The organism is Parvularcula bermudensis HTCC2503 (genome assembly GCF_000152825.2).
Lineage (GTDB): Bacteria > Pseudomonadota > Alphaproteobacteria > Caulobacterales > Parvularculaceae > Parvularcula > Parvularcula bermudensis.
This window is the reverse complement of sequence record NC_014414.1, coordinates 846,677-865,225: the sequence shown is the minus strand read 5'-3', so window position 1 is coordinate 865,225 and position 18,549 is coordinate 846,677. Positions and strand designations below refer to the sequence as shown.

Here is an 18,549-nt window from a genome sequence, read left to right as displayed (position 1 = left end):
TTGAAAAGGCTTTAGGACCCTTCGTCCACGCGGCGCCCATTCTCGTCGAGCAGCACGATCTCCCGCTCGAACACGGAGAGTTGATCGGCGATCGCCTCCCGATCCCCGACGACGACAATCGTCACCTCTTCGGAGAAAAGATCCGTGGCTAATTGATCGGCCTCCGCCTCCGTAAGGGTGTCGAGAATACGTTTCTGCGCCTCAACGAAGCTGGGCTTGAGGTCGTAGGTTTGAAGCAAAGAAAGAAACCCGAGTTTTTGTCGAGGAGTCTCGTAATCTCGCGCCGTCGACTGACCAATGGCCTGCCTTGTGAACGAGACTTCTTCAGCGGTCGGACCCTGATCGGCATAGAGATGGATTTCATCCAAAAACTCACGGATCGAGGGGCCCGTGACATCCGTCCTGACACCAGCGCGCGCCACAAACCGGCCGAACTCTCGCTCGCCGGAAAAACCGGTCCGCGCACCGTAAGTGTACCCTTTATCCTCACGCAGATTGAGATTGATCCGACTGTTAAATGCGCCCCCGAGAGGATAGTTTACAAGACCCGCCCGATAATATCTCCCCGTCGCGTCAAAGGGCATGGCCCGTCGCCCGATCCTGATTTCCGACTGCGTCGCCCCCGGCTTGTCGACGAGATAGATCTTGCCGGTTTCGAGACGCGGAAATGCCGCCATTGGGGTGGGGGGCGGACGATCGCCCTGCCAATCCTCAAGCGGGGAAAGCAACGCCATCACCTCCCCCCGCGGAAGATCGGAGACGACCGCCACACTGGCCGCCCCTGCGCGATAAAATTCAGCGTAGAACGCCCTCACATCGTCGAGCGTCAGGGACGCCACTGTCTCCTCCAGCCCCGCATCCGACCAGGAAAAGGCGTTGTCCTGCCCGTAAAGGGTGAGGCTGAAGACCTGATCGGCAACGCTGCTTGGGTCTTTTTTCGCGGCGCGGATACCCTCAATGGTCTGGGACTTCACCCGCTCAAAATCCGCCTCGTCAAAGCCGGGGGTGAACAAACGCTCCCATGCAATGTCCAAGGTCTCATCCAAATTTTCCGTCAGACTCCTGACCGTCAAGCTTGAATAGCGATTACCGGAGGATACCGAAATCTGCGACCCCAGCTTATCGAGCCGATTGGACAATGCTTCGTTACTCGATCCTTCGGTCGACTCATTCAGCATTGAGGCGGTCAACGCAGCCAAGCCCAGCTTGGTCAGGGGCTCGTCAAGTTGACCGACATTCAGGCGCAGGGTCAGGGCCGTGGTCGGCACTTCGTCATTGATCGCACCGATAACCGGAATACCGTTGTCCAAACTATCCCGCCAGATCATGGGCGGAATAACGGATACGGACTGGCTGGCGGGAGGAGCCTTGCGACGATCAAAGTCATCCACCGGCGCCCGATAATCGAGGCTGGCCGTCGGTGCTGACGCCTGCGGTGGCGCTGGGCGTTGCCAATTTGCGGCGGAGGCGGGGGCAATGTCCTGCCCCTCCGGCAGGACGGACAAAATAACCGCTGACTGATCTTTCAGATAGCGACGATAGGCGGCCATGACGTCCTCTTCCGTGACGGCCTCATACCGCGCCAATTCCTGCGCGATATAATTCGGGGTGCCCGCAAAGGTCTCGAAGAAAGCGAGTTGGCTGACCTTGCCGGAAACACTCTCCAGACCAAAGATCAACCGCGACCTGATCTGCGCCTTCACCCTGGCCAAATCGTCCGGCAAGACGCCGCGTTCTTCGAATTCATCGAAGCTCGCTCGGATGCGCTGCTCAAGGTCCGCCAGACTGACGCCCGCGGCAGGATTGGGGAGCGCATAAAGGGTAAATTGGCACGCAAGCTCTCGGCACGGATGGCCCGTCTCCGCTTGGACCGCGAGACCGTCGCGAACGAGGTTCTTGTAGAAAAGTGACGTTCGACCATCGCCAAGGATAGACGCCAGCACATCAAGCGCCGGCTCATCGGGATGGCGCGCATGCACCGTGGGCATTGCGATATAAATCAGCGGCAAGGCGACATCGTCGTCCAGCGTAATGTAGCGGTCTTGATCCAAGGCAATCGGCTCAGGGGCGACCGTCTGCACCTTAGGTCCTCTTGGGATGCCGCCGAAATATTTCTTGACCCAAGCGAGGGTCTGTTCCGGGTCAAGATCGCCGCCAATGGTCAGGACGGCATTATTCGGCCCATACCACCGCAGAAAGAAATGCTGAAGATCCGCGAGAGTTGCCTCATTCAAATCCTCCGTATACCCGATCACGGGCCAATGATAGGGATGATCCGCCGGATAGAAGGCCTCGCCCACCCGTTCTCCGACAAGGCCATAGGGCGCATTGTCATAGCGCTGCGCCCGCTCGTTCTTGACCGTCGCGCGCTGGACCTCGAACTTTTGCCGCGTCACCGCCGGGAGGAGATAGCCCATGCGGTCGGATTCAAGCCATAACATCTTCTCTAGCTGATTGGCCGGCACCGTCTGATAGTAATTCGTCCGGTCGGCATTGGTGGTACCGTTCAAGGTCCCCCCGGCTTCGGACACGATCTTGAAGTGTTCCTCATCGGCGACGTTCACCGACCCCTGGAACATCATATGCTCGAAAAAGTGGGCGAAGCCCGAGCGGCCCGGCCGCTCCCGCGCGGAGCCGACATGATACGTCACATCGACATGGACCAGGGGGTCGGAATGATCCTCATGAAGAATGATCGTTAAGCCGTTATCGAGGCGATATTTGCTGTAGGGGATGACGATCCCCTTTTGGGTGTCCGTGACGGTCTCAACCCATTCAACGCCGTCTGGCAAAGTGATCGGACCGGCTTCCGCCGCCCCCTTTTGCGCAAAGGGCGCAAAGGCCGACGCGATCCCCCCTTGTCCGCCATCCGTCGCTGCGCACCCCGTAAGGGCAAGGAGCATCAACAAAATAGCGGGTCCAAGACGATGAGGGGCCATGGTCAATCCTTTCAGAGACGCGCCGCGATCGTCGGCACGCCGATCAGGCCACAGGCTACGCCCCCTTTGCAGGGCGTTCAATGCGGCCCCCGATCCGCACCGCGCGTCAGCACCGATATTGTCGAAGCCGTAAGGTCAGGTCAGAAGGGGCCATGGCCTGGCACGCAAGCGTCATCTCTCTTTATCCCGATGCCTTTCCGGGCGTCCTTGGGGTCGGCGTCCTCGGACGCGGGCTGCGGGACGGCCATTGGACCCTCGATGTCGCAAACCCCCGCGATTTCGCCACGGACAAACACCACACGGTGGACGACACCCCGGCGGGGGGAGGGCCGGGGCTGGTCATGCGTGCCGACATTCTCGCCCGTGCCCTCGACAGCCTTGGGACCAACGATCCTCGGCCGCGCTTTCTCCTCTCCCCCCGGGGGGCACCGTTTACGCAAGCCCGCGCCCACCATTTGGCGGGCGGGCCCGGCGCCGTGTTCCTCTGCGGCCGGTTCGAAGGGGTCGACGAGCGCCTCATCGAGGCCCGCGACCTTGAGGAAATCTCTCTTGGCGACTTCGTGCTCGCCGGCGGCGAAGTGGCGGCGCAAGCCATGATCGAGGCTTGCGTCCGGCTTGTCCCCGGTGTATTGGGCGCGCCTTCGTCCAAGGCCGAGGAGAGTTTCGAGCGGGGTTTGCTCGAATATCCCCAGTATACACGGCCACGGGACTTTGAAGGGCGGTCGATCCCTGAGATTTTGCTTTCGGGCAACCACAAAAAGGTTGCGGAATGGCGGCGGGATCAATCGCTGAAATTGACGCGCACGCGACGACCCGACTTGCTGCTTGGCGGGGTCCAATCCGGCGATAATGACAAGGGCTAGACCGCCATGAACATCATTGAGCAGCTCGAAGCCGAGCACGCTGCCGAGTTGAAAGCCGAAATTCCCGCCTTCGCCCCCGGCGACACCGTCCGCGTTCAGGTCCGTGTCCGCGAAGGGACCCGTGAGCGGTTGCAGGCCTATGAAGGCGTCTGCATCGCGCGGAATGGCCGGGGCCTCAATGAGAGCTTCACGGTTCGGAAGATTTCCTTCGGAGAAGGGGTCGAGCGGGTTTTCCCCGTCTATTCCCCCCTGGTCGAGGCGATCGAGGTGGTCCGCCGCGGTAAGGTGCGCCGGGCGAAGCTGTACTATCTCCGCTCCCGCCGCGGTAAATCTGCGCGGATCACCGAAAAGGTCGATCACCGCGCCAAAGCCGAGGGCAAAAAGGGCAAAGGCAAAGCCAAGGGCAAAGCGTCCAAGGCCTGATCCTCTCCACTACGCGCCTCCATCGATGATGGAGGCCAGGGCGTGGGCCGGGCGGCTTGGCGACCCCGCCGCCGCCCTTTACGGTCCGACACCGCGATCTGCGCGGTGAAACCGGCGGGAGTATGTGATCAATGACGACCGATGATCCTTCCTTTTCTCCCCCCTCATTCGTCCCTTTTGAGCGGCTGTGCCTGATCGGCCTTGGGCTCATCGGATCGTCCCTCGGCCATGCCACCCGCCGTGCCGGGGCTGCCCGGGAAATCATCGGCGTCGACCGTCATCAACCGAATGGGCAAAAGGCGCTCGAAATCGGGTTCATCGACACGCTGGCCCCCGATCTGGAGACCGCCGTTACGGGCGCCGATCTCGTTATTCTCGCAACCCCCGTCGGGGCCTTTGACGCCATCGGGAAGGCGATTGGGCCGCATCTCAGCCCTGGGGCCATCGTCTCCGATGTCGGCTCGGTCAAAGGGGTCGCGCTTGACGTGCTGACCCCGCATCTGCCGGCCCATATACACCTGCTGCCCGCCCACCCGGTGGCGGGGACGGAAAATTCAGGGCCGGAGGCCGGCTTTGCCAGCTTGTTCGACGGGCGCTGGTCGATCCTGACCCCGCCCGAGGGCAGCGACCCCGACGCGCTCTCCCGCCTGACGGCCTTTTGGGAGCAGCTCGGCGCGACCGTCGAGATCATGACCGCGGCGCATCATGATCTCGTTCTCGCAATTACCAGCCATATTCCGCACCTCATCGCCTATAATATTGTCGGCACCGCCGCCGACCTCGAAACCGTCACCAAGAGCGAGGTGATCAAATTCTCCGCCGGGGGCTTCCGCGACTTCACGCGCATTGCTGCCTCGGATCCCGACATGTGGCGCGACATCTTTCTTTCGAACAAGGACGCCGTGCTGGAAATGCTCGGGCGCTTTTCCGAGGATCTCTCCGTCCTCCAGCGCGCGATCCGCGACGGGGACGGCGCCACCCTCCACGACTTGTTCTCGCGAACCCGCGCGATTCGTCGAGAAATTATCGAGGCCGGTCAGGATGCCGCCGCCGCCGATTTCGGCCGTCGCCCACCAAGCCGCGCCGATGACTCGAAGTTCTAGTTTCGCTGCGGCGGATTTCGTGCTTCTGGGGGACCCATGGTCAAGCAGCCTCCTTTTTCCATCCTGATCCCGGTCTTCAACGAGCGGGAGAATATCGGACCGGTGATCGAAGAAGTGCTGGACGTGGCCCCCTCACAGGTGCCCCTCGACCTGATCGTGATAGACGACGGCTCCACCGATGGCACCCAGGCGGTGCTCGATACGCTCGCCGCGCGGCATGAGGCCCTGCGGGTCATCCATCACGCAAGGCGCAGCGGCAAAAGCGCCGCCCTCAGAACCGGTGCCCTGGCAGCCCGGGGCCTGTGGATCGGCACGATGGACGGTGACGGCCAGGATGACCCAAAGGACCTGTTGCGGATGGCTGCGGAGATCGACCTCGGCACCATCGGGCCCATCGGCCTTGTCGGCGGCGTCCGGCAGCAGCGGACCGATGGCGACGACCGAAAATACGCCTCGAAATTCGCCAATGGCCTGCGACGACGCCTCTTGAAAGACGATTGCCCGGATACGGCCTGTGGATTGAAGGTCATCCCGCGGGATCTTTTCTTGGCCTTCCCTTTCTTCGACGCCCTCCACCGCTATCTGCCGGCCTTTACCCGGCATTATGAGAAGCAGGCCGTCTATGTGCCGGTGACCAATCGGCCGCGCCAACACGGCGAGTCGAAATACACCAATCTGGGGCGCGCCGCCGCGGGGATCGGCGATCTGATGGGGGTCCTTTGGCTCATGCGCCGGACCCACTTCCCGTCGGTGGCCCAGCTCCAGCGCCCCGATCAACCGGCCCCCCCTACCGCCGTCAGCGAGAAGATTTAAGACCGTGAGGCCTTCCCCCGCCGACGACCCGATGACCCCGCGCCATTGGTTCATGCTGATCGGCACCCTGCTGGTCGCGCTCTTGCCGGGGTTTTTCACCCTCCCCCCCACCGATCGGGACGAGGCGCGCTACAGCCAAGCCTCTATCCAGATGATGGAAACCGGGGATTACGTCGATATCCGGTTTCAGGATCAACCAAGATGGGTCAAGCCCGCCGGGATTTACTGGATGCAGGTGGCGACCGCGACGCCCTTTGGCGGTCCCGACGCCCCCATATGGGCCTTCCGTCTCCCCTCTCTCCTCGGCGTGCTGGCGGCCGCAGCGATGACCGCCTGGCTCGGCGCCCGCATGGGGGGGGCCATGACGGGGATCATTGCCGGGCTTCTGCTGGGCCTCACCCTGATGGCCGCCGTCGAGGCGCGTACCGCCAAAACCGATGCCATGCTGCTGGCGGCGGGCACGGCGGCGCAGATCGCGCTGTTCCGATTGATCGTGCCCGCAGGCCCCGTCCGTCCCCGATTTTGGGGCTGGCCAGCTTTGTTCTGGGCGGCCACCGGTGCCGCCTTGATGATCAAGGGACCGATCGTCAGCCTCGTAACCCTCTTCACCCTTTTGACCTTTGCCTTGTGGACCAAGGACGGCTGGCGGGTCGTGCCGAAATTACGCCCCTTGCCGGGGCTGGCGCTTGCTGTCGCGATTGCCGCCCCCTGGTTGGTCGCGATCAACGTCCAGACTGACGGCGGCTTTTTCATGGAGTCGGTGGGGCACGCCCTTTTGGGCAAGGTGGCAGAAAGCGATGACAGCCATGCCGGCCCCCCCGGCTACCATACCCTGCTCCTCGCCCTGACCTTTTGGCCGGGGACGGCCCTTCTTGGACTGGCCGGGGTCGCAGCCTGGCAGAATCGAGACGACCGGGCGCACCAATTCCTCATCTCGTGGTTTGTCCCGACGCTGCTGTTATTCGAGCTGATCGCCACCAAGCTGCCCCATTACATCTTCCCCGCCTTTCCAGCCCTTGCCCTCCTCGCGGCCCTCGGCGCCCGCGACGGCGTCGCCTATGCGGCCGGCCGCGCGGGGCGGATTTTGCACAGTGCCGCCTTGATCCTGGCGCTTCTCGCCACCGGGGTGATCGCCAGCCTGCCGGTCATCATCGCAAAAATGGTCGGGACGGACATCCTCCTGGGGTTCACTGGGCTCGCCCTCGTCTTTGCCGTGATCGTTGCGGGGGGGCTTGTCGCCATGCGGCGGGGAGACATGGGGGGGCGCGCCCTGCCCGCGGTCATCCTTGGCGCCATCGGCCTCTATGGCACGGTGTTTGGCGGGGTACTTCCGCGTCTCGATCCCCTCTGGCCATCTGCTCAAGTGGCAAAGATCGTTAATTCACTGGAGGGATGCCCCACCCGCCGCGCGATCACCGCCGGCTATCGTGAACCGTCGACCGTCTTCCATCTCGGCACGGAGACCCTGTTGGCCAATACGGGAGAACAGGCGGCCGCCGCTCTCGTGGCAGCGCCGGAATGCAGTCTCGCCATCATCGATATTACCGAACAGGTCGGGTTCTTTACTGCCCTCGCCGACAGTGACCTCGCCGTGGAAAAGGTTGGCACCGTCACCGGCCTGAATATGGCCAAGGGCGACCAATTGCTGTTGGAGATCTATATCTCCGCCGACAGTGCACTCGCCCAGCGCTAGGGCCCCGCGACGATCACTGCCCTTTTCCCGTTCCCACGCTGGCTCTATCCTTAGCTCATGGCCCATTCCCGCAGCCTTGAGACCATGCCCCCGACCCTTGCCGGTCGACATCAATCCGCCCCCTTATCGCCGGTGACGGCGGATGAGGATCTGGCCTTCAACGCGCTGTTGGTCCCCAATCGCTCCTTGAGCGGGGCAGGGTTTCGCACCGTCATGGCCATCGTGATTTCCGTTAATCTCATCAATGCGTTGATTTATTTCGTGGTGGGCGCCTGGCCTGTCGTGATTTTCTGCGGCATCGATATCGTGATCGTCTGGCTGGCCTTTCGCCTGTCCTACGCACAGGGTCGGCGGCATGAACGGCTCATCCTGACCGATGACGCGCTGTGGGTGATCCGTGTCCTTCCCTCGGGCCATGAGACTCGATGGAAGTTGACCCCGGCTTTCGTCCGCATCGATATCGCGCGCCCCATCGAGCATGACAGTCAGCTCTGTCTGAGGGAATGCGGCAAGACCCTTGTGATCGGCAGCTTCCTTGCCCCCAAGGAACGCGGTGAAGTGGCCGAGGCCCTGGAGCGCGTCCTCGCCCCCCGTCGGCTTGCGTAAATCCCCTTGCCGGGCCTTCAGCCCTTGAGGCAGAGGGGAGGGATGATCGGAGTTTTCGCCACGGCCGTGCTGCTGCTCGGATTGGCCTTCGCCGCCTATCGGTGGTGGCGGCGGCGCGTCCACCGGGAGTTGGAGATAGGCGCTGCCAGCACCTATCAGCGCTATTTGTCGAGCGAGCCGGACTTTTTGTCCGGCATCACAGAGGCCCGGTTCGCCGATATCTATTGTCATGCGCTGGAGCCACGTCTGCCGGGGTACATTCTCGCCATCACGGTATTGTTCGTGCTGGGGAGTCCTCTCGTGCTTGGTACCCTCGCCGGCCTTGCGGCCCTTGCCGCCGCGACGGGCATGGTGCCCCAGCCGGGGGATGTCGCGATGGACCTTCACCTGAACGCCCAAGGGGCGTCCCTGGTTCGGCGGTTCAGCCCCGACACCCTCGCATATATCGTCCAGGGATGGTCGGGCTTTTATTATTTCTTCGGCCTCTTGGCCTATTGGATCGCGCTTTCGGCTCTTCTTATGCGTCGCTATCACCGCCGGTCTTCAGGATCTCTCCGGGCGGCGGTACGGCGCGCTCGGACAGCCCCGCCTGTGGATGCGACGCCGGAATAGCCGCGCGCCCTTCGAGCCGTTCGCCCTTCCGGCTGGGATCGAAAACAAAGACCCGGTCGCAATAGCCACACTCGGCATAGCCCGCAGTCCCGATCGTGTAGAAGACACGCGGATGTCCAAGCCCGCCGCCGGGCCCATCGCACACCACGCGGCGTTGATCGGTGAAAACCACTTCTAGGCTCTCGGGCCGGTGGGCCACTTTGTCGAGTATCCGGTCGAGAGGAACGGTGATCTGGTCGGCAATCGAGTCGGTCATGGCGAGGTCCTCGAGGAAAAACGTCGCGAACCGTCCTGCTGTTTTCGTCCCCGCGGGGCAAGGGGGTTTCGCGGTGGCGCGTCACTCCTCTCGGCGAGCGGCCAGATACGCCTTCAGCTTTTTCGGTGGCCATTTCATAACCGTCCGCTGCCGCTCCACGGAGAGAGACAGAAAGCACTTTTGCTCCTCCGCCGTCAGGCGTCGCGCAAGGTGCCGGGTAAGTTTGAGGCGCTGGATCGGTTCCTCGCGCCGCCGGTCCCGATCAAGGTGACGAAGCGACAGCGCCACGTGGATAAGAAAGAGCACAACAGGCATCATTAAATGTGACGGCGAAATCTGTGCCCGTCCTGCCTGAAATCCTAAGAGCAGAAGTAAGCCGCCCCAAAGAAACAGCTGACGCGGTGACAGCCCTAATGCCGTCCGTTGTTCATCCGCCCTCGTCTCCACCGCACCCATGATGCCCTACGCTCCTCCCCCCAATAGGCCTTTTATGAGAGGCAGCTTGAGAAACCCTAAGAAAAGTAAGGACAATTTTCATCTGTCCGCAGAAGTCGATCCCATGGGCGCGCCGCTGCTTGACGAGGGGGGCTGGGGAGAGGAGACCCCAGCCTATGGCCGACGATCACCGCCCTCCCCCCCTACGCCCCGACCTGCCCGCTGCGATCGTGGCAAGGGGTCTCAGGAAGGTTTATGCGGGAACGAAAAAATCCCCCCCGAAGGAGGCGTTGAAAGGCATCGACCTCGCTATTCCCCGGGGGTCTATCTTTGGCCTGCTCGGGCCGAACGGTGCTGGCAAATCGACCTTCATCAACATTCTCGCGGGGCTCGTCACGAAAACCAGTGGGGACGTGTCGATCTGGGGCTTCGATATCGACAAGAATCCGCGGCAATCCCGGGCCTCGATCGGTGTCGTCCCGCAAGAAATCGCGACCGACGTTTTTTTCACCCCTAAGGAAGGGCTTGAAATTCAAGCCGGGCTCTACGGCGTCCCGAAATCGGAACGCCGCACGATGGAGATCCTTCGCGCCCTTGGCCTTGAGGACAAGGCCGATGCCTATGTCCGGATGCTCTCTGGAGGGATGAAACGCCGGCTCCTTGTCGGAAAAGCCATCGTGCACAACCCCCCTGTCCTCATCCTCGACGAACCCACCGCTGGGGTCGATATCGAACTGCGCAAACAATTATGGGACCAGGTTCAAGAGATGCACGCCCGGGGTGTGACCATCATTCTGACCACGCATTATCTGGAGGAAGCCCAGGAATTGTGCGACACGATCGGCATTATCCACGAGGGCGAAGTCAAGACCGTCAAGCCGAAGACCGAACTGATCGCAAGCCTCGATCGCAAGACCCTGATGGTCGTCCCTGAACGCCCGGTCGAGACCGCGCCGGCCCTAGGTGGCGCCTGTGATGTCGAGCTGCGCGCCGGCGCGATCTATATCCATTACGCGCCGAGTCGCGTGCGTATCGCCGATATCCTGTCCGGTCTCAATGCCGCCGATGTCCAGGTGAAGGATCTGTCCGTCCTCGAAGCCGATCTCGAAGACGTGTTTCTGGAAATGACCTATCACAGCGACAAGCGGCCTGTCGGCGCCTGAGATCGGTGAACCCACCTAACGGTAATCCCAACTGCGATCTGAGTTATGGTAGAATGATAGGGTACGATTCGGGGGGGCGATCCCTCCCCCAATAGTTTGAAAGAAGCTTTTCTATGCTGCCCTTTGTCCTTTCCCTCTCTGCGTCCTTGGTTGCCCTCCAGGCCTTGCCTAGCCTCTCTGAGCCGAGCAATACCCTTGAGGCCGCGACTGCCGGACCATCGTCTATCGCCATCTTTCAGACCGGGGACGAAGACACCACGATCTACATGATGGGCACGGTGCACATCCTCCAGCCGGGCCTCGACTGGGAAACCCCCGCCTTTCAGCGGGCATGGGGCTCGGCGGATGCCGTTTATTTCGAAGCCGACGTGACCTCCCCCGAGGCCAGCCAGGCAGCCTCTGCCATCGTGATGCGTGAGGGTATTCTCACCGATGGGCGGACCCTCTCAAGCTTCTTTTCATCGGCGGAGAAAGCCTCCCTCAACGATGCCTTGGACGAGTTGGGCCTGACCTTATCGGTCTTTGCCAATATCCGGCCCTGGTTGGCCAGCATCCAGATTGCACAGCGTGCCCTGATGAATCTAGGCGGCGACCCGACGGCTGGGGTCGACATGATGCTGATCGAGCGGGCCAAGGCAGAGGGAAAAGAGCGGCGATATTTCGAAACTCTCCCCGAGCAATTGGAGGTGTTGATCGGCATTCCCGACGAAGCCTGGGCCGACTCCATGATTGAAGGGATCGATGAACTTCAAGACACAGAGCATTATTTCGCCGAACTCGTAGGCCTATGGTGGTCTGGCGATGCCGAAGCACTAGGCGCAGTCATGACGGAAGCGTGGGAGGCGACACCTATTCTAAAAGAGCGCCTGCTCGATGACCGAAATATTGCCTGGGCCGAGACGCTTTCGCAATTGATCGAGGAGGAGGAAGGGGTCTTTCTCGTTGCGGTCGGCGCTGGGCATTTGGGGGGGGAGGGCTCTCTCCAAGAGGTGCTGGAGGCAGAAGGCTATGCCGTCGAACGGGTGCCGAACTGACCCGCCCCTAATGCTGGACGCGCAAAAATGCCGGACCCGCACACCGGCATCTCGATATCTATGGGCGAGGGCGAGCGCCCCCACCGGCCTGCCAAGCCATGGCGTCAGTCATCGAACGCAGCAACGATCCGGCTCACCAGCGCGCGCGCCACGTCGTCCTTTGACATTTGCGGCAGGGTCTCTTCCCCATTATCCGTAAGGATCGTGATGGTATTGTTGTCGCCCCCCATTGTATCGGTCCCGGGACTGACATCATTTGCCACAATCCAGTCACAGCCCTTACGCAGGCGCTTGGCTTCGGCATGACCGATCACATCATCGGTTTCAGCCGCAAAGCCGATAACCAAGGTCGGCCGATGCTCCCCAGACATTCTTGACACGGATTTGAGAATATCGGGGTTCTCCGTCAACGGAATGCTACTCAAACCGCCACGCTCTTTCTTGATCTTATGGGCCGTCTCGATCTCAGGCCGATAATCCGCAACGGCGGCACAAAAAATACCGACATCGACGGGCAGGGCCTCAAGGCATGCCGCCTCCATCTCACGGGCCGTCTCGACCCCGATGAACCGGACACCGCTCGGGGGAGATAAGGCTGTGGGCCCGCTTACGAGGGTGACGCGCGCACCGGCATCGCGACACGCACAGGCTAGCGCGTAGCCCTGTTTACCCGAGGACCGATTGGCGAGATAGCGCACCGGATCGAGGGGTTCATGGGTTGGCCCCGCAGTGATGAGGATCGTCCGTCCGGACAGGTCCCCCCCCGGCAGGTGCGCGTGGCCGTCGGGCGCTGTGAGGGCGCGGCGCGTATCCGGCGCCTGATCGCCGCCCCCAAGAAGTCCCTCAATCGCCGCCGCGATGTCCTCCGGCTCGGCCATGCGGCCGGGACCATATTCACCGCACGCCATATCTCCTTCTTCGGGACCGACGAAAAAGGCACCATCGCCTGAAAGCAGTGAGACATTTCGCTGGGTTGCGGCATTCGTCCACATTCGGACATTCATCGCAGGCGCGAAAAGAATGGGTTTGTCGGTCGCCGACATGATCGTCGAGGCAAGGTCGCTGGCATGGCCATGCGCCGCTTTCGCGAGCAGATCCGCGGTGGCCGGCGCAACAACGATGAGATCCGCCGCGCGACTGAGTTCGATGTGCCCCATCTCAGCTTCTGCGGTCAAATCGAACAAGTCCGTATAGCATATTTTTCCGGTCAGCCCCCCCACGGAAAGGGGCGTGACAAACGCCTCTCCGCCTTGGGTCAGAACCCCCGTAACGGCCGCGCCGCGCGATTTGAGCAGCCGAATCAGATAGAGAGCCTTATAGGCCGCAATGCCCCCACCAATAATCAATAGAATTCGTTTCCCCGTCATGTCGGCTGTCATGCGGCATTCACCTCTCTTTTCGTCCGTTTTCGGCCTTTTAAGGCAGCGGCCAGACGATCGACGGTATCGTCGGACAACTCGACCCCACTATCGAGGATTTGTTCCGCCGCACGCTCCGCCGCCGCGGCAAAATCGGGGAACGCCTCAAAAAGACGGCGGGCAGCCTCGCCATTCCGCTTGGCACTTTTCAACAAAGAGCGCGGGCCCACACGTTCGGCCACATAGTCTCTCACCACGGGCTCTGCCGTTTCCCAAAGATTGATCCGTGGGTCGATAATCCGCGCCACACCTTCAACCACCACCATCGTTCGCTGCAATAGGACGAGTTCTGGCCTAAGGTGCATGTCAAAAACTTCGGTCACATCGAACAATTGCTGAAGGACGCGCGACATGTCGACGGCCTCCGCATTGCGGCCAAAAATCGGCTCGCCCACGGACCGAAGAGCCGTCGAAAAAGCCGCTACGCTGTAGTGTGAGGGGACATAGCCCGCATCGAAATGCGCTTGGGCCGCCGCGCGATAGTCTCGTCGGATGAAGCCGTAGAGGATTTCGGCAAACACCGATCGCGCCTCTTCGTCGAGACGACCCATAATGCCGAAATCGATCAATACCAGACGCCCTTGTTCGTCGACGAACATATTGCCCTGGTGCATGTCGGCGTGAAAAAACCCGAAATTGAGGGCCTGGGTCAGGAAACACCGCATCACGAGGCGCGCCAGGGCCGATGGATCGACGCCGCGCGCCATGATCGCCTCTTGATTGCTGACGGAGACCCCCTCTACCCACTCAAGGGTGAGTACACGGCGAGCCGTCCGATCCCAGACAATATCGGGGATACGGACACCTTCAGTCTCCTGTAGGTTTTCCTTCAATTCAGAGGCTGCCCCTGCCTCGATCCGCAAATCGAGTTCAATCTCAGCCGCACTTTGCAGGGTCCGGACAAACTTGACCGGCTCCATCCGCCGGGCGGGGGGAACCAGACGCTGGACAATCTTGGCCCCCATCAAAAAGGCGCGAAAATCCTGCGCGGCCCGTTTCTCGATACCGGGACGGAGCAATTTGACGGCAACCTCCTCGCCGGAGGGAAGGCGCGCTTTGTGAACCTGGGCCACGGAGGCCGCCGCGACGGCCTCCGAGAACGTCGAAAACAAGGTGTCGATCGGCGCGCCGAGCGCTTTTTCGACTTCGGCGATCGCAACGGCGTGGGGCACGGCCTCCATCCGGTCCTGAAGGGCCGTGAGATCGTTGGCGACCTCAAACCCGACAATGTCGGGGCGCGTCGCAAGGAGTTGTCCGAGCTTTACATAAGCAGGGCCTTGACCCGCCAGCGCCTTGGCAAGACGCTGACCGGGACGCAGACCACGGCCCTCTGCCCCAATACGGGAGAGGCTGCCAAATAGGCGGACAGGCATCGGCACCTGATCGGCGTATTCCTTCGGCACCAGCGCATCGTGGCGGGACAATACCCACCCGGCCCTCGCCAGCCGCATAAGATCCGCTATCCGGCGCAGCACCACGTTAGTATTTCCACCCCGAATGAAGCGAGGCGACCCCTGCGGACATGTTCTCGACCTTGACCCGCTGGAAGCCCGCCCCCTGCACCTCAAGGGCAAAGGCGTCCTGCGGCGGAAAGCGCTTAATGCTTTCGACGAGATAATCGTAGCTGTCTCGGTCCTTGGCCACCCACGCCCCCAGACGGGGGATCATGTTCTCTGCATACAGATAGTAGAGCTTTTCCATTGTCGCGGTGATAGGGCGGGAAAACTCAAGGCAGATGAACTGCCCGCCGGTCTTCAGTACCCGATGGAACTCCGCAAGCGCCGCGGCGCGGCGCGTAACATTGCGAATACCGAACGCAATCGTCACTTTATCGACGGAACGATCCGGAAAGGGAAGCTCTTCGGCATTCCCGCAGACCCGCAGGAGGGGGGAGCCGTCCTCGGCCACCAGCGTCTTGTCCTCGGGACGCTTGGTGCGTTCGGCCCCCGCCACCAACATGCTGTGATTGATGTCCATCACGATGGCTGTCGCCGGCGAACGCCCGCGGGGGTTGCGGGCCGCCGCACGGGCCAGGAACCCCTCGGCAATGTCCCCCGTACCGCCCGCCACATCGAGGAGGGTCTGGCCAGGCTGGGGGGCAAGCCGGTCGAGAAGCACCGATTTCCAGATTCGGTGAATGCCGGCGGACATCAGGTCATTCATCAAATCATATTGCGGCGCGACGGAGTCGAATACCGCCCGAACAAGGTGTTCTTTTTCTTGCTCTTCAACCTGACGGCGACCGAAACTGACGGTGTTCATGGGAGGCAGCCCTTTTTTACGCCTCATACATGGCTTTTCGCAGCGCGAGTGGCAAACCCGTGTTCTCACAGGATTGTCATGGCTTGCGACCTATCTCTATAACATAGGTTCATGATCGGCATTTCCCCCTCCGGGGAGTTCAACGAGGGGGTTGGCGTACAGTCGGCTGGGGAGAAGGACGCCTTTAATGATCAAATCGGAATTGGTTCAGCAGCTCGCGGCGGAGAACCCGCATCTCTTCATGAAGGATGTGGAAAAACTCGTCTCGGCGATATTCGACCATATCTCGACCGCGTTGGAGCAGGGGGACCGGGTCGAACTGCGCGGCTTTGGTACATTCTCCGTCAAATATCGGGAGGCACGGACCGGTCGGAATCCCCGCACCGGCGAGAGTGTCGAGGTCGAGGAGAAATGGGTACCGTTTTTCAAGGCCGGTAAAGAGATGCGGGAGCGGCTGAATAAAAAAACCGACCTCGTCGCGCCAATGATGGCGCAGCAAGATGTGGCGCGCCACGCAGAAAGTCGGTAATCGGCGCCCATGCGCCGTTATATTTCCTACGCTCTGTTTTTGGTCTTGGGGCTTGCGTTATTGCTGTTCCTTGTCGCCAATCGTCGTCCCGTACTGATCAGCATGGATCCCATCAGCACGGATGACCCCGCCTTTTTCCTTGGGCCTATGCCGCTTTGGGCCGCCCTTATGTTCACCCTCGTGATTGGCTTTTGCCTCGGTGCTTTCGGCATGTGGCTCTCAAGCCGCGGGGTCAGGGATAAGGCACAGAAACGCAAAAAAGAGATCAAGCGGCTCGAGCAGGAATTGCAGCTCGCAACCAATTCTCCCATCGGCGCCCGTGGCTCAAAGCTCCCCGCCCTCCGATCCTAATCGGCTCGTCCTTTCCGGCGAGATCAAGATTTGCGGGCTTCGCTCGATCGACATGATCGAAACCGCAGCGCAAGCGGGGGCCAGCCTTGCGGGCTTTGTCTTCGTCCCCGCGTCACCTCGCTATGTCGGCAGCCTTGCTGAGGCCAAGCCACTGGTCGATGCGGCAAAGGCCCTGGGCCTTCGAGCCGTCGCCCTCGTCGCTGGGCAAGGCCCTGACGCCCTCGCGTCCCTCGCACAAGCCCTGCCCCTCGATGCCCTGCAGCTCCATGGCGCGGAGGAGCCCGCCCTGGTCGAGGCCATCGGCGCCGCCGTCCACATCCCGATCCTGGCGGCCCGCGCCGTCAGCACCGCTAGGGATATTGGCGATGACGTCCTGCCCCGCGCCGACGGTCTGCTATTCGATGCCAAACCGCCGGAGGGCGCGCGATATCAGGGGGGGCATGGCACGCCCTTCGACTGGTCGGTCCTGGCCGCCTATCGAGGGAGCCTCCCCTTTCTGCTGGCCGGCGGCTTGACCCCCGAGAATGTCACTCAGGCAATTAGGGTGGCGGCGAGCCACCCCCAATTTGCAGGGGTCGACGTTTCGAGTGGGGTCGAAGCCGAGAAAGGGCAGAAGGACCCGGCAAAGATTGTCGCCTTTGTCGAACGCGCCCGCGCTGCTATGCGCGATGCTCGCCCTCTCTGACCCCATGAGCTCTTCATGACCGCCACCGACACCCTGCCCCCGAACAGCTTCCGCAACGGCCCCGATCAGCGGGGAAGGTTCGGTATTTTCGGAGGTCGTTTCGTAGCGGAAACCTTGATGCCTCTCATCCTTTCGGTGGAGCGCGCCTATGAAGAGGCAAAGGCCGATCCCGATTTTCAAGCCACGATCGATCGCTATGCCCGCGACTATGTTGGTCGCCCCTCCCCACTCTTCGAAGCGGAGCGCCTGACGGCCCATGTCCGTGAAACAGCCCCGACGGGAAAGGGCGCGCGCATTTTCTTCAAGCGCGATGAGCTGAACCACACGGGCGCTCACAAGATCAATAATTGCCTCGGCCAGGTCTTGCTTGCCCATCGCATGGGCAAAACGCGCATCATCGCGGAAACCGGGGCGGGCCAGCATGGGGTGGCCACCGCCACCGTCTGCGCCCTTTTTGGGCTTCCCTGCACCGTGTTTATGGGCGCGACGGATGTCGAACGGCAAAAGCCGAATGTCTTCAGGATGAAGTTGCTCGGCGCGGAGATTGTGCCGGTGACGAGCGGGCGCGGCACCCTAAAAGATGCGATGAACGAGGCGTTGCGCGACTGGGTGACGAATGTCGACAACACCTTCTACGTGATCGGCACCGCAGCCGGCCCCCACCCCTACCCCGCCATGGTCCGCGACTTTCAATCGGTGATCGGCCGGGAGGCGCGGGCCCAGATCCTTGAGCGGGAGGGGCGGCTGCCGGATACGATTATGGCCTGTATCGGCGGCGGGTCGAACGCGATCGGCCTCTTCCACCCCTTTCTCGACGACCAAGATGTTGAGATCATCGGGGTCGAGGCGGCGGGGCGCGGGCTGGAAACGAGCGATCACGCCGCATCACTCGCCGGGGGAGCGCCGGGGGTGCTGCACGGCAACCGTACCTTCCTCCTCCAGGATGAGGACGGGCAGATTGCCGAAGGCCATTCGATTTCTGCGGGGCTCGATTATCCAGGAATTGGGCCTGAACATGCCTGGCTCCACACCACCGGACGGGTGACCTATCAGAATGCCACCGACAGGGAGGCCCTCGACATGTTCGCCCTGCTCTCGCGCCTTGAGGGCATTATCCCTGCGCTGGAGCCTGCGCACGCCCTCGCTCGTGCCGTTGATAAAGCGGCCCAATTGCCCCAATCGGCGCTGCTATTGCTCAATCTCTGTGGGCGCGGCGACAAGGATATCTTCTCCGTGGCGGCCCATCTGGGGGTCGATATCGACCCCCCCGGTCACTAGGGTCCCATCGACATGCCTCTCTGACCCCGCCGGGTTAAGGAGACTTTTGCATTCGCGCTCTATGTTCTGGGGCAGCTATGCAACCG

The 18,549-nt window shown here is 61.7% G+C and carries 19 protein-coding genes; 13 read left to right on the top strand and 6 right to left on the bottom strand.

Annotated features, from left to right (window positions below):
* Positions 1 to 11: 11 nt before the first annotated feature.
* On the bottom strand, positions 12 to 2,939 hold the full coding sequence (locus PB2503_RS04215; protein WP_013299986.1) for a M16 family metallopeptidase: 2,928 nt from the start codon (positions 2,937 to 2,939) through the stop codon (positions 12 to 14).
* Between the two features lie 152 nt (positions 2,940 to 3,091).
* Here PB2503_RS04215 and trmD point away from each other — a divergent pair, with 152 nt between their 5' ends.
* The 7 genes from trmD to PB2503_RS14520 all read left to right on the top strand — a co-directional run bounded on the left by trmD (position 3,092) and on the right by PB2503_RS14520 (position 9,052).
* A complete protein-coding gene (trmD, locus tag PB2503_RS04210) occupies positions 3,092 to 3,802 on the top strand; it encodes a tRNA (guanosine(37)-N1)-methyltransferase TrmD (RefSeq protein WP_013299985.1) in 711 nt (236 codons plus the stop codon).
* Positions 3,803 to 3,808: 6 nt separating this feature from the next.
* Complete coding sequence (rplS, locus tag PB2503_RS04205; RefSeq protein WP_013299984.1) at positions 3,809 to 4,225, top strand: 50S ribosomal protein L19; 417 nt, start codon at positions 3,809 to 3,811, stop codon at positions 4,223 to 4,225.
* A 131-nt stretch (positions 4,226 to 4,356) separates the two neighbouring features.
* Complete coding sequence (locus PB2503_RS04200; RefSeq protein ID WP_013299983.1) at positions 4,357 to 5,328, top strand: prephenate/arogenate dehydrogenase family protein; 972 nt, start codon at positions 4,357 to 4,359, stop codon at positions 5,326 to 5,328.
* Positions 5,329 to 5,364: 36 nt separating this feature from the next.
* Positions 5,365 to 6,141, top strand: a complete 777-nt coding sequence (locus PB2503_RS04195) for a glycosyltransferase family 2 protein (RefSeq protein ID WP_013299982.1) — start codon at positions 5,365 to 5,367, stop codon at positions 6,139 to 6,141.
* Between the two features lie 4 nt (positions 6,142 to 6,145).
* On the top strand, positions 6,146 to 7,834 hold the full coding sequence (locus PB2503_RS04190) for an ArnT family glycosyltransferase (protein ID WP_049781984.1): 1,689 nt from the start codon (positions 6,146 to 6,148) through the stop codon (positions 7,832 to 7,834).
* A gap of 57 nt (positions 7,835 to 7,891) precedes the next feature.
* The gene (locus PB2503_RS04185) at positions 7,892 to 8,440 is read left to right on the top strand and encodes a DUF2244 domain-containing protein (RefSeq protein WP_013299980.1); all 549 of its coding nucleotides are present in this window, start codon (positions 7,892 to 7,894) and stop codon (positions 8,438 to 8,440) included.
* A 42-nt stretch (positions 8,441 to 8,482) separates the two neighbouring features.
* Positions 8,483 to 9,052, top strand: coding sequence for a hypothetical protein (locus PB2503_RS14520; RefSeq protein WP_013299979.1), 570 nt, complete (start codon positions 8,483 to 8,485; stop codon positions 9,050 to 9,052).
* Here PB2503_RS14520 and PB2503_RS14280 read toward each other — a convergent pair.
* Positions 8,958 to 9,308, bottom strand: a complete 351-nt coding sequence (locus tag PB2503_RS14280; protein ID WP_013299978.1) for a zinc-finger domain-containing protein — start codon at positions 9,306 to 9,308, stop codon at positions 8,958 to 8,960. The two genes, PB2503_RS14520 and PB2503_RS14280, sit on opposite strands and share 95 nt — an antisense overlap.
* 81 nt (positions 9,309 to 9,389) lie before the next feature.
* Positions 9,390 to 9,614 carry a hypothetical protein gene (locus PB2503_RS14515; protein ID WP_148235189.1) on the bottom strand — a complete coding sequence of 75 codons (225 nt, stop codon included), beginning with the start codon at positions 9,612 to 9,614 and terminating at the stop codon, positions 9,390 to 9,392.
* Positions 9,615 to 9,919: 305 nt separating this feature from the next.
* On the opposite strand from PB2503_RS14515, the gene PB2503_RS04170 reads away from it, so the two are divergent.
* Together PB2503_RS04170 and PB2503_RS04165 are read left to right on the top strand one after the other, a co-directional pair.
* Positions 9,920 to 10,906 carry an ABC transporter ATP-binding protein gene (locus tag PB2503_RS04170; protein WP_013299976.1) on the top strand — a complete coding sequence of 329 codons (987 nt, stop codon included), beginning with the start codon at positions 9,920 to 9,922 and terminating at the stop codon, positions 10,904 to 10,906.
* Positions 10,907 to 11,019: 113 nt separating this feature from the next.
* Positions 11,020 to 11,940 (top strand): TraB/GumN family protein, encoded by a 921-nt coding sequence (locus PB2503_RS04165; protein ID WP_013299975.1) that lies wholly within the window; start codon positions 11,020 to 11,022, stop codon positions 11,938 to 11,940.
* A gap of 104 nt (positions 11,941 to 12,044) precedes the next feature.
* Here the strand turns inward: PB2503_RS04165 and PB2503_RS04160 are convergent, their stop codons facing one another.
* The 3 genes from PB2503_RS04160 to PB2503_RS04150 are packed head-to-tail and all read right to left on the bottom strand — an operon-like array spanning position 12,045 to position 15,620.
* The gene (locus PB2503_RS04160) at positions 12,045 to 13,319 is read right to left on the bottom strand and encodes a bifunctional phosphopantothenoylcysteine decarboxylase/phosphopantothenate synthase (protein WP_013299974.1); all 1,275 of its coding nucleotides are present in this window, start codon (positions 13,317 to 13,319) and stop codon (positions 12,045 to 12,047) included.
* The gene (gene ubiB, locus PB2503_RS04155; protein WP_148235188.1) at positions 13,316 to 14,809 is read right to left on the bottom strand and encodes a 2-polyprenylphenol 6-hydroxylase; all 1,494 of its coding nucleotides are present in this window, start codon (positions 14,807 to 14,809) and stop codon (positions 13,316 to 13,318) included. Before ubiB ends, PB2503_RS04160 begins: the two co-directional genes overlap by 4 nt.
* A gap of 28 nt (positions 14,810 to 14,837) precedes the next feature.
* Entirely contained in the window at positions 14,838 to 15,620 is a 783-nt protein-coding gene (locus tag PB2503_RS04150; protein WP_013299972.1) for a class I SAM-dependent methyltransferase, read from the bottom strand.
* Positions 15,621 to 15,807: 187 nt separating this feature from the next.
* Here PB2503_RS04150 and PB2503_RS04145 point away from each other — a divergent pair, with 187 nt between their 5' ends.
* The 4 genes from PB2503_RS04145 to trpB are packed head-to-tail and all read left to right on the top strand — an operon-like array spanning position 15,808 to position 18,463.
* On the top strand, positions 15,808 to 16,149 hold the full coding sequence (locus tag PB2503_RS04145) for an integration host factor subunit beta (RefSeq protein WP_013299971.1): 342 nt from the start codon (positions 15,808 to 15,810) through the stop codon (positions 16,147 to 16,149).
* 9 nt (positions 16,150 to 16,158) lie between these two features.
* Positions 16,159 to 16,500 carry a LapA family protein gene (locus PB2503_RS04140; protein ID WP_013299970.1) on the top strand — a complete coding sequence of 114 codons (342 nt, stop codon included), beginning with the start codon at positions 16,159 to 16,161 and terminating at the stop codon, positions 16,498 to 16,500.
* Positions 16,469 to 17,185, top strand: coding sequence for a phosphoribosylanthranilate isomerase (locus PB2503_RS04135; protein ID WP_013299969.1), 717 nt, complete (start codon positions 16,469 to 16,471; stop codon positions 17,183 to 17,185). The genes PB2503_RS04140 and PB2503_RS04135 overlap by 32 nt, the downstream gene beginning before the upstream one ends.
* 15 nt (positions 17,186 to 17,200) lie before the next feature.
* On the top strand, positions 17,201 to 18,463 hold the full coding sequence (gene trpB, locus PB2503_RS04130) for a tryptophan synthase subunit beta (RefSeq protein WP_013299968.1): 1,263 nt from the start codon (positions 17,201 to 17,203) through the stop codon (positions 18,461 to 18,463).
* Positions 18,464 to 18,549: the final 86 nt, after the last annotated feature.